The organism is Lactococcus sp. DD01 (assembly GCF_001578715.1).
Taxonomy (GTDB): Bacteria; Bacillota; Bacilli; order Lactobacillales; family Streptococcaceae; genus Lactococcus; species Lactococcus petauri.
This window is the reverse complement of sequence record NZ_KQ968939.1, coordinates 1,298,469-1,310,103: the sequence shown is the minus strand read 5'-3', so window position 1 is coordinate 1,310,103 and position 11,635 is coordinate 1,298,469. Positions and strand designations below refer to the sequence as shown.

The window sequence follows — 11,635 nt, the reverse complement described above, 5'->3', positions numbered from 1 at the left end:
TCGCCTACACAGAAGATTTTTTTATTTTTTAAAGTCCCAACCTTTGATAATTTTAACGCCGGTAATTTTTTCTGGATTTACAGGAGATGATTCTTCTTGTGGATTATTTGGGTTAGCTTCCACTTTGCCTGCAGCAATTTTATCAACAACATCTATGCCTGAAATCACTTGTCCAAAGACCGTATATTGTCCATCAAGGAAAGGTGAGCCACCTTTTTTATAAGCATCGATAATCTTTTGAGGATATTTGCTTGTACTTAAACCTTGCTCAGCTGCTTGTGGATTTTGGACAATAAAGAATTGCGAACTGCTTGTCTCGCCAGGACCACTGTTTGCTAAAGAAACTGCACCGCGAATATGATAAAGCTGATTAGAAATCTCAGTCGCAAATGGTTTGTTGTTATTTACTACGGATTTGCTTCCGGTTCCTTTATTACTTGGGTCACCCGTTTGAATCATGAAATCATTAATCACACGGAAGAATTCATTGTTTTTATAGTAACCTTGCTTGGCCAAAGTCAAGAAGTTTTCGACAGCCATTGGTGCCAGTTTAGGGAAGAGCTTAATATTGATGTTCCCAGCTGTTGTTTGAATTTGAACTTCAGCTTCATCCTTGCCCACTTCATTCGACAACTGAGGGAGTTCAACACTTTGCAAATCATTTTTTGCATCGGTCTTGCTGTCAGAACTGTTCGCAAAGTAAAGAAGACCACCAACGATAACAACGATGAGGACTAATAATCCTCCAAAGATAATATTCGTATTTTTTTTGTTTTCCATTCCTATATTTTAACATAAAAGTTTCGAAGACTAAACGACGACAAAAAGTTTATACTTGCAAATTTTAAAATAAAGGACTATACTAAATAAAAAATATCAGGAAGGAGAATCACATATGTTTAAGTTTGACCTACAATCTCAACATCATCATGCGCATAGATAAGAGTTGTGTCATACTTTGGTATAGATGCAACTTTAGAGTACGCTCGAAAGACATCTATGCCGGTGATTCTCAGAAAGACCGGATGGCTAGGCTATACGGTCTTTTCTTTTGGGCAAAATTATGCTGTAAATGAACGAAGAAGTATTAGAGAAAGAAAAAATATGAAAAATGAAAATCAAGTAAAGCGCAATTTAAAACAAAGACACATCACCATGATTGCGCTTGGTGGCACGATAGGAACAGGCTTGTTCCTAACCTCAGGAGCGACGATTAGTCAGGCTGGACCTTTCGGATCGGTACTGGCTTATATCTTTGTCGGGATTATGGTTTATTTTGTAATGACCTCTTTAGGAGAGATGGCCACTTATTTACCCACATCGGGCTCTTTTACAGATTATGGGGCACGCTTTGTGGATCCAGCCTTTGGCTTTGCTTTGGGCTGGAACTATTGGATAAACGGTGCGATTACGATTGCAGTTGATTTGACAACAGCAGGGTTAATCACTCAATTTTGGTTCCCTCAGGTTCCTTCTTGGATATTCTCTGGTGTGGCTACAGTCCTTATTTTTGCAATTAATATCATGGCAGTACGCGCGTTTGGGGAAACAGAATATTGGCTCTCCATTATCAAGCTGATTACAATTATTGTTTTTTTGGTTGTTGGGGTATTAACCATTATTGGAATTTTTGGAAATAATATTGATGTTGTTGGTAATCTCACAGCAGGTAATCATGGCTTTACTGGTGGAGTGACAGGATTTGTTGGTGTTTTACTCATCGCTGGCTTTTCTTTTCAAGGCACAGAACTTCTAGGAGTTACAGCAGGAGAATCAGAAAATCCTGAGAAAAGTATTCCTAAAGCGATGAATTCTATTTTTTGGCGCATTCTTCTTTTCTACATCTTTACGATTATTGTTATTGCAGCTATTATCAATTACCAAGATCCTCGCTTGCTTAACCCTGATTCGACAGCGGTTATGAGTCCTTTTACTATCGTTTTTAAGAATATTGGTTTGGCAGTAGCAGCGAGCTTAATGAATGCCGTGATTTTGACCTCGGTTATCTCGTCAGCAAACTCTGTCATGTATGCTTCAACACGTATCCTCTACTCTTTAGGTAAAAAAGAAGGCGCACCACGCCAGCTCTCCAAAATAGCCAAAAACGGTATTCCTATCAATGCTTTATTGGCAACGACAGCGGTGTGTGTGGTCGCATTTTTAACAGGAATTTTCGGCACACAAATTTATCTTTTGCTTGTGGACCTGTCAAGTTTGACTGGATTTATTGCATGGCTTGGGATATCGATTAGTCACATTCGTTTTCGTCGAGCCTTTTTGGCTCAAGGCGGTGATTTGAGCAGTTTGCCTTACCAAGCAAAATGGTTCCCCTTTGGACCAATCTTGTCCCTGATCATGACGGCCATGATTGTTGTTAATTTAGACCCAGCCATGCTTTTCAGCAGTCACTGGGGCGAAGGCTTAGCCATGTATGCCGCAATACCACTTTTCTTGGCTCTATACTTTGGCTATAAATGGAAGTACAATACAAAATTAGTGCCACTCAAAGCGGTAGATTTGAGCCGAGAGAAATGATAAAATGAAAGCATGAAGAAAATCAAATTCTACCTGCTTCCCTTCCTTCTATTATTTATTTTTATGACTTTGACGGCTTGCGGAGTAAACACGAAGAAAAATACATGGCAAAAGATTGAAGAAAGCAAGACGATTACTATCGGTTATGAGGCAGACTTTGCGCCCCTAACTTCAAAGCAAGAGAGTGGAAAACCTGAAGGTTTCAATATAGCTCTAGCAGAGGCAATCTTTGCTTCTTATAATATAAAGATTGACTGGAAACCATTGGATTGGTCGGCCAAAGAAAAAGCCTTGAAAGAAGGAGAGGTTGATCTGATTTGGGGGCCTTATACAGCAATTAAGACTAGGGAAAAAACTATTTTATTTAGTCAACCTTATCACACGGGAAATTTAGTGTTGCTTGTTCCCAAAGAAGCAGAAATTTATAATATTGGCGATATGCATAATCAAGCAGTAGGCGGGCAAAAAGCTTCAGCAGCTTATGATTTGTTTAGCGATTATCCGCAGATTTTAAAAAATATTGTCAAAGAAAATCTGATGTTTCTCTATAACCAACCGAGCGATGCAATCGCTGCCTTGCAAACAGGAGAAATTCAAGCTACTCTTTTAGATAAGGACTATACTAAAACTTATCTTCGTAATCATCAGCTTGAAGGCTTATATAATATGCTGGATACTCCTTACCCACAAGTTGAATATGCCGTAGCAGCACGAAAGAATGATACTGAATTAATGGATAAAGTCAACCAAGGCTTGCAAGTCCTTCAGCATTCTAGTGAATTTAGCAAGCTCTCTAAGCAGTGGTTTCTATCTTAAGGTGTTAAAATAAAAAGAGCGAAAGCTCTTTTTATTTATAGTGAAGAGGAATAAAGATGAAATTTATTGCAATAGTAGGAACCAATGCCAGCTTTTCTTACAATAGAAAGTTGCTTTGGTATATGAAGAAACATTTTATTAATGAAGCTGAGATTGAAGTTATTGAGATTGCAGGCTTACCCTTGTTTTCGGAAGACAGTATGGACTTGCCTGAGAGAGTTCGCGAAATCGTTGAAGCCATTGAAGCCGCAGATGGTTTGATTATCTCTACTCCGGAGTACGATCATGCCATCACTGCAGCCTTGAAGTCTTTGCTAGAATGGCTCTCTTGGGGAGCTTTGCAACCCATTATCAATACGCCAGTTATGATTGTAGGCGCTTCTCTAGGAAAGCAGGGTTCCGTTTTTGCACAGGAAAACCTTAGACAAATCCTCCAATCACCAGGATTGGAAGCCTTCGTCTTACCGGCTAATCAATTTTTATTGAGTCATGCTGCTGATGCTTTTGATATTTCAGGCAATCTAATAGATAGACAAACAATTTCTTGGTTGGAACATTGCTTCAGAAACTTTTGTCGTTACAGTGCGCATTTGCAACCTCTAAGAACATTGATAGAAACGGATGCCGATACTGGAGCTTCAGAGTATGAGTGATTTTTTGTCTAAAAAATATCGAGGTTTAGGCACATTTATTGAGCTGAGCTTACTTGATGTGGAGAAGTCAAAAACTACAGAAAAAATTGAGCAAGGCTATAAAAAAATTGCTCATTATGAAGATTTGTTTACAGTCAACAGGGCGTTCTCGGAGTTAATAGCAGTCAACCAAGCTGCGGGTGTAAAAGCCGTTGCCTTGTCGGAAGAAGTATATGCTTTAACGAAAAAAGCTGTACAGGTAAGTCAGGAGCATTTTGGTTTTAATGCAAGTATCGGACCCTTGGTTAGGCTTTGGCATATTGGTTTTGCTGATGCCCGTGTTCCTTCCGAGAAAGAAATTCAAAAAATACTTGGTATGGTGAGTCCAGATGATATCGTTCTGGATGACCAGCAAAAGACCGTTTTTCTCCCTCGAAAAGGAATGTCCTTAGACTTAGGAGGCATCGCCAAAGGTTATATTGCCGATAAAGTTGTAGATTTTTGGAAAGAAACAGGTTTTTCCACAGGCATTGTTAACCTTGGAGGAAATATTCGGTTTCTGGGCTTGCCCCTCAAAGGTTATTGGCGTGTCGGAATTCGTAATCCACTTACGCATGGGTCATCTTTGTTACTTCAAGTGCTTACCGCATCCACATCTGTCGTGACTTCTGGAATTGATCAGCGTTATTTAGAGCGAGACGGAAAGAGCTATCATCACATTCTCAATCCTGAAACAGGTTATCCTCATGTGAACAACTTAGCCAGCGTGACAATATTTTCTGAAAAGTCATTAGATGGGGAGATTGAGGCGAAGAGGCTGTTCTTTTCGGAAGAACCTGAAAAAGTCTTTGCGAAAAGACAACACGTGATTCAAGCTGCAGTGCTTATTACCAAAGATAAGGAAATAAAAATCCTTGGACTTAAGCCCAAGGATGTACGTTTGATGGATAAACATTTTAAGATTATAAACTGAGCATTGCTCAGTTTTTTCTTTATTCAGGTCGTGCAAAGGAGGCAATCATTTGCTCGGCACATTTAAGCCCATCAATGGCGGCGGATACAATCCCGCCAGCAAATCCTGCTCCTTCACCAGATGGATAAATACCTTGTGTAGAAATAGATTGGAAACTTTCTTCGTCACGATTGATTCGAACAGGAGAAGAAGAACGTGATTCAACACCGGTCATAATCGCATCGTTCATGGCAAAACCTTGAATTTTTTTGTCGAATCCAAGAAGAGCCTCCTTCATAGAAGAAGTAATATATTCAGGGAAGAGTTGGCTTAAGTCTGTTGGAGTGACACCCAAAGCATAAGAAGGTTTAACTTCACCGATATCAGTAGATGGACGATCTGCAAGAAAATCTCCAACTAATTGCGCAGGGGCTTGATAAGTTTTACCACCGAGGACAAATGCTTTTTCTTCAAGTTTTCGTTGGAATTCAACCCCAGCAAGAGGATGATCTTGGCCAAAATCTTCTGGGAAGACTTGAACCAGTAAACCACTATTGGCATTTTCTTCAGAACGGGCGTGCTCACTCATGCCGTTGGTTACCAAGCGACCTTCTTCCGATGCAGCAGGCACGACAAGTCCTCCAGGGCACATACAGAACGTATAAACACCTCGTCCAGAACTGGCCTTGTGTGTCAAACGATACTCTGCTGCTCCTAAACGAGGATGCTCAGCAAATTCTTTATACTGTGCTTGATTAATCAAGCTCTGAGGATGTTCGATGCGCACTCCAACAGCAAAAGGCTTGGCGGTCATGTTAATTCCCTTGTCGTACAGCTCAGCAAAGGTATCGCGTGCGCTGTGTCCGATGGCTAAAACGGCATGATTGGAGAGGATTTCTTGACCATTTTTGAGAACAATCCCTTGAAGTTTATTTTTGTCGATGATAAATGAAGCGACTTGACTGTCAAAAAGAACTTCTCCGCCCAAAGCAATAATCTGCTCACGAATATTCTTGACAATATCGCGAAGTAAATCTGTTCCTACGTGCGGATGTGCTTTGTAGAGGATATCTTCAGGTGCACCGGCTTTTACAAATTCTTCTAAAACTTTGCGTCCGCGCAAGTCGCGTACACGGGAAGTAAGTTTTCCATCTGAGAAAGTACCTGCACCGCCTTCACCAAACTGGACGTTTGAAGCAGGATTGAGTTTTCCTTTCTTCCAGAAATCATCAATGGATTTCACACGTTCTTCAACTTTTTGGCCACGTTCTAAAACGATAGGACGATAACCCATTTGTGCTAAGAGCAAAGCAGAAAACATGCCAGCAGGACCAAAACCGATGACTAAAGGACGATGTTTCATGGCTTCTGTTCCGATTTGTGGCTCTTTATATTTCAAGTCTGGTGAGGGTGAAACATTTTTTATTTTTTTCTTGAGGAGCTTGGCTTCATTTTTGACTTGGGCATCAACTGTGTAGATAAAGTTGATTTCTCCCCGATGGCGTGCATCAATTGATTCCTTATAAATACGATAGTCAATCAAGTCGGACTCTTGAATTTTTAATTTTTTCAAAAGTAAGCTTTTAACTTTTTCCACAGGCTCATCAATTGAAGTTTTTATTTGAGATATTCTTAACATAGTTTGTTCTCTTATCTAGATAAAGTGTTGCAGATAAAAAATATCGCACACTTCTTGATTGTAAAAACCCAGCCCTGAGAACTGGATTTTTGCTTTTATTTCATTGTTGGGAAGAGCAAGACGTCACGGATAGAAGTTGTACCAGTGAAGAGCATGACTAAGCGGTCGATACCGATACCCAGACCACCAGTTGGTGGCATACCGTGTTCCAATGCTTCAACGTAATCGTAATCTACACCAGTAGCTTCATCATCACCGAGTTCTTTCGCTTTAGCTTGGGCTTCGAAACGTTCGAGCTGATCTATTGGATCATTTAACTCTGAGAAGGCATTGGCATATTCTTTACCATTGATGAAGAGTTCGAAACGGTCAGTAAAACGTGGATCTTCAGCATTCATCTTCGCAAGAGGAGAGATTTCTTTTGGATGTCCAAAAACAAATGTTGGTTGGATCAATGTATCTTCTACGTATTTCTCGAAGAATTCATTGATGATGTGGCCAACGCTTGTGAAGTGGTTTTCCACATAAATATCATGTTCTTTCGCCAAAGCAGCAGCTTCTTCAAAATCCATTTCTTTCCAGAAATCCACGCCTGTTTGCTCTTTAATCGCATCAACCATGTGGATGCGAGCGAACTTACCGCCCACATTGATTTCTTTACCATCGTATTCAACAACATCTTTGCCAAGGACAGAGTGTGCCACGTGTTGGAAAATTCCTTCAGTCAAATCCATGATATCGTCAAAATCAGCATAAGCTTCATAAGATTCCATAGTTGTAAACTCAGGATTGTGTGTCATATCCATTCCTTCGTTACGGAAGACACGGCCAAGCTCATAAACTTTTTCCATACCACCGACGATTAAGCGTTTCAAGTGCAATTCTGTTGCAATACGAAGGGCCATGTCGATGTCTAATGAGTTATGGTGTGTATAGAATGGACGTGCTGCTGCACCACCGGCTTCGTTGTTCAAAACAGGAGTTTCAACTTCAAGATATCCGCGGCCATCCATATAACGACGGATCTCGCTAATAATTTTAGAACGTGTCACGAAACGATTGAAGCTTTCTTTGTTTGAAATCAAATCCAAGTAACGTTTACGATAACGTGTTTCAGTATCTGTCAGGCCGTGGAATTTTTCTGGCAATGGACGAAGTGCTTTAGACAAGAAAGTCAATTTGCTCGCTTTAATAGAAAGCTCGCCCATATCTGTCTTCATGATTTGTCCTTCAACACCAAGGAAATCACCGAGATCAGCCTGTTTGAAAATTTGATAATTTTCTTCGCCAACTTCGTCTTTACGCACGTAAATCTGAATTTGCCCTTCGCGGTCTTGGATATGCGCAAAACCAACTTTACCCTTACCGCGTTTTGTCATCAGACGTCCCGCGATTGTTGCATGCAAGTCTTTTTCGTGTAATTCTTCTTTAGTATTTTCATCGTATTCCGCATGTAATTCTGCAGAGTTGTGTGTACGAGTAAATTTATGTCCGAATGGATCAATGCCTGATTCACGCAGTGTTTCCATTTTTTTACGACGGACTTTCATTTGGTCATTAAGTTCTTCGATAATTTCAGCCAAAATGTTTTTCTCCTATAAAAAAGTTTATATCAACCATATTTTAGCATAATTTTACGGCTTTTGACAGCTTATAATCATGTTTTTGAAAAATCTTATGAAAGAAAAGTTGAACTTTATTTTTAGAAAAATGAAATGACATCATTTACTCTCGTGAAATATTACATTTAACACAAAAAAAGAGAAATATTGGCGAAATATGGAGCTCAGGAAAGCTTATTTTAAAAGACTTTCAAGCACTTTGTCTTTCTGTTGCATTTGTTACTGAAACCAAACATAAAAATACTACTAAAATTAATAAAAAAATGCTACAATAGTTGAGTTATCTTGGAGAGGCCTCTTTATGCTAGGAAAGTCAAGCCTAGACTGAATTAAGCCGGATAAATCCAACTTAAAGATTTTATGATACAGGAGTTACGTTTTGAAAAAAGTCAAAGAGCTTTTAATTGGTAAATCTTTAAAGTCAACAGTAGGAGATTCACACCTGCTGACTAAATTACAGGCCTTAGCCATGTTATCGTCAGATGCCTTGTCATCAATTGCTTATGGACCTGAACAAATTCTTTTGGTATTGGTTGCAGTAGGTGCGGGCGCTTCATGGTATTCGATACCTATTGCCTTAATTATTTTGGTTTTACTGTTTGCGCTGATTGGAAGTTATACACAGGTTATTCATGCCTATCCATCAGGAGGCGGAGCTTATCTGGTTTCAACAGAAAATCTCGGTACAATTCCAGGATTAATATCCGGTGGATCGCTTTTGGTCGACTATATGTTGACGGTTGCTGTATCTACAGCTTCAGGAGCTGATGCTATAACCTCAGCTTTACCTGAACTTCATCAGTACAATTTAGAAATCGCAGTTGCTCTTGCTTTACTGCTTATGCTGATGAATCTCCGAGGTTTGCGAGAATCAGCAGCCTTCCTCATGATTCCTGTCTATACATTTATTGTGACGACAGTTGCCCTCTTAGGTGTCGGGGTATTCCGTATTTTATCTGGAAGTTTACCCTACCAAGCGCCGGCTCATATCGGTACAACCGTAGGAGGAGTTTCACTTATCCTCTTGCTCAAAGCCTTTTCAACAGGTTCTTCATCTCTGACAGGGGTAGAAGCCATTTCGAATGCTGTACCATTCTTTAAACAACCGAAAGAAAAAAATGCAGCCAAGACTTTGGTAATGATGGGGATTATTTTAGCAGTGTTCTTCAGTGGTGTTATCTTCTTTGCTTATTGGCTTGGGTTAACACCACGCGGTGATGTGACCATTATCGCCCAAATGGCGCAACAGATTTTTGGAGACAGTGTTTTTGGGCACGCATTCTTCTTTATCTTCCAAATTGCTACAGCTCTCATTTTGGCAGTAGCAGCAAATACAGGTTATTCCGCCTTTCCAATGCTTGCTTTTAATATGGCGAAGAAGAAATACATGCCTCACTTGTTTACTGCTCGTGGGACACGTTTGAGTTATTCGAATGGGATTATCAGTTTGGCTATTGGTGCGGTCATTCTCTTGTTTATCTTTGATGGACAAACAGATCGCCTTATCCCCCTCTATGCTATTGGTGTCTTTACACCATTTACGTTGGCTCAAATCGGTATGGTTGTCCATTGGCGCAAGAAGCTGGGCAGTAAGTTCCTCTTACGTTCTATCCCTAATATTATTGGGGCAATTATTTCTTTTGTCGTGGTGATGATTTTGCTCATTTTCCGCACAGCTGAAATTTGGCCATTCTTTATTGTTTTACCGATTTTGATATTCTGCTTTATCCGTATCCACAGTCATTATATGAATGTGGCGGAACAATTGCGCTTGCGCAAAGAAACTGCAGAGCATAAGTTTGATGGTAATACAGTTATCGTCTTGGTCGGAAATGTAACAAATGTCGATGTTGGGGCGATTAACTATGCCCGGTCTGTAGGAGACTATCTTATTGCACTTCACGTGTCTACAAAAGAAGATACAGAAAAAGAAGCCGAAATCGAACGTGATTTCAATGAAACCTTCCCAGATATTAAGTTGACCGTTGTACATACCAGCTATCGTAGTATCATCACGCCAGCTGTTCGCTTTATTAATCTCGCTGCAAAACAAGCAAAAGCGCACAACTATACAACTACTGTTTTGATTCCGACTTTTATTCCGTCGAAACCATGGCAAAATATCTTCCACAATCAGACCGGTTTACGCCTCCGTTACTACCTGAACGCTCATGAAGATATCATCCTTTCAAGCTACAACTATCATTTGAAAAAATAAATAATATAAAGTGTTCAAGACAACAAAAAACTGTTGCCTGGAGCGCTTTTTTCTTTACCTTTTTATAAGCAAACAACATCATAGTAAGACGATAAATGAGATGAATGTTATATGTCAATGAATACACAAATTAATTTTTGTTTTTTGTTATAATAGTTGTCATGTTAAATAAGAAGATCATGCCAGGTTTAGGGCTCAGTTTTGTAGTTGCCGTAGTCAGTTACTTTTTAAATCTCTATGTTTTTAAAGGGATGGGTGCAGCCACGATTGCTATTTTATTGGGAATTATTTTGGGGAATGTTTACTTTAAACAACCAGTCCTCTTTGCAGGTACGGCTTGGTCAGAAAAGAAACTTCTTGAATTTTCAGTAATGTTTTTAGGAGCGACCGTTACCTTTCAAACGATACAAAAGCTAGGCTGGAGTGGTATAAGTTTTATTCTTCTACAAATGGTGCTTACAATTGTTTTTGTCATGTTTATTGGAAAGAAACTTGGATTTTCCTCGAAAGTTAATGCGCTAATGGCGTCAGGAAACGCCGTTTGTGGTTCTTCCGCCATTGCGGCAGTTGAGCCAGTCATTGGAGCAGAAGACAAAGACAAGCGGACAGCGATAACTATGGTTAACCTCATGGGGACAGTGTTAATGCTTCTATTACCCGTTTTAGGTACATGGTTCTTTGGAGCAAATGATTTCCTACGTGGTGCTTTGATTGGGGGAACCATTCAGTCTGTGGGACAGGTTGTCGCTTCAGCAACAATGGTGAATGCTGAAACAACAACAATGGCTACCTTGTTTAAAATCATGCGTATCATCATGCTTGTCTTTGTTGTCCTTTATTTTTCTTTCCACACACGTCGCACAGAGAAAGCACCGATAGGGCAGGAAGATCAGCTCAAGATCAAGCGCCAATCCTTTCTTCCTTGGTATGTATTAGGATTTATTATTCTGTGTAGTCTGGATACAGTCTTTCAATTTCCAAAAGTAATTACTGAAACGGCACGTTTTATCAGTAGTTGGTGCGAAATTATCGCTTTAGCCGCTATCGGTTTAAGGCTTAATCTAGTAGAATTTGTTCGCGCGGGAAGAAAGTTAGCAATCTATGGCTTAGCTGTGCTTGTTTTCCAAGTGGGGCTTGCATTGGTTTTGATTCGTCTATTATTAACCTAGAAAAATAGCTAATGTGGTATAATAACCTGTACTGAAATTCTCTCAGGAATAA

Annotated in this window: 9 protein-coding genes; 6 read left to right on the top strand and 3 right to left on the bottom strand. The window is 39.8% G+C overall.

Translation table 11 applies throughout. The annotated features are described in order from the left end of the window. Positions 1–21: 21 nt before the first annotated feature. Positions 22–780: a peptidylprolyl isomerase gene (locus tag LACDD01_RS06330; RefSeq protein WP_061413825.1), complete on the bottom strand. Its 759-nt coding sequence runs from the start codon at positions 778–780 to the stop codon at positions 22–24. A gap of 324 nt (positions 781–1,104) precedes the next feature. On the opposite strand from LACDD01_RS06330, the gene LACDD01_RS06325 reads away from it, so the two are divergent. Genes LACDD01_RS06325 through LACDD01_RS06310 form a run of 4 tightly spaced genes read left to right on the top strand, consistent with a single transcriptional unit; the run spans position 1,105 to position 4,956 of the window. Next, entirely contained in the window at positions 1,105–2,535 is a 1,431-nt protein-coding gene (locus LACDD01_RS06325) for an amino acid permease (RefSeq protein ID WP_061413823.1), read from the top strand. A 12-nt stretch (positions 2,536–2,547) separates the two neighbouring features. After that, on the top strand, positions 2,548–3,351 hold the full coding sequence (locus LACDD01_RS06320) for a transporter substrate-binding domain-containing protein (RefSeq protein WP_061413822.1): 804 nt from the start codon (positions 2,548–2,550) through the stop codon (positions 3,349–3,351). A gap of 56 nt (positions 3,352–3,407) precedes the next feature. Next, positions 3,408–4,004, top strand: coding sequence for an NADPH-dependent FMN reductase (locus tag LACDD01_RS06315; RefSeq protein ID WP_061413820.1), 597 nt, complete (start codon positions 3,408–3,410; stop codon positions 4,002–4,004). Next, positions 3,973–4,956 (top strand): FAD:protein FMN transferase, encoded by a 984-nt coding sequence (locus LACDD01_RS06310; RefSeq protein ID WP_061413818.1) that lies wholly within the window; start codon positions 3,973–3,975, stop codon positions 4,954–4,956. The genes LACDD01_RS06315 and LACDD01_RS06310 overlap by 32 nt, the downstream gene beginning before the upstream one ends. A gap of 19 nt (positions 4,957–4,975) precedes the next feature. Here the strand turns inward: LACDD01_RS06310 and LACDD01_RS06305 are convergent, their stop codons facing one another. Next, positions 4,976–6,574, bottom strand: a complete 1,599-nt coding sequence (locus LACDD01_RS06305; protein ID WP_061413815.1) for an NAD(P)/FAD-dependent oxidoreductase — start codon at positions 6,572–6,574, stop codon at positions 4,976–4,978. 95 nt (positions 6,575–6,669) lie between these two features. Further along, entirely contained in the window at positions 6,670–8,160 is a 1,491-nt protein-coding gene (gene lysS / locus LACDD01_RS06300; RefSeq protein WP_156468496.1) for a lysine--tRNA ligase, read from the bottom strand. 415 nt (positions 8,161–8,575) lie between these two features. Here lysS and LACDD01_RS06295 point away from each other — a divergent pair, with 415 nt between their 5' ends. Together LACDD01_RS06295 and LACDD01_RS06290 are read left to right on the top strand one after the other, a co-directional pair. Then, positions 8,576–10,414, top strand: coding sequence for an APC family permease (locus LACDD01_RS06295; protein ID WP_019294216.1), 1,839 nt, complete (start codon positions 8,576–8,578; stop codon positions 10,412–10,414). Between the two features lie 179 nt (positions 10,415–10,593). Beyond that, the gene (locus LACDD01_RS06290; RefSeq protein ID WP_061413813.1) at positions 10,594–11,583 is read left to right on the top strand and encodes a YeiH family protein; all 990 of its coding nucleotides are present in this window, start codon (positions 10,594–10,596) and stop codon (positions 11,581–11,583) included. The last annotated feature ends 52 nt before the right edge of the window (positions 11,584–11,635 follow it).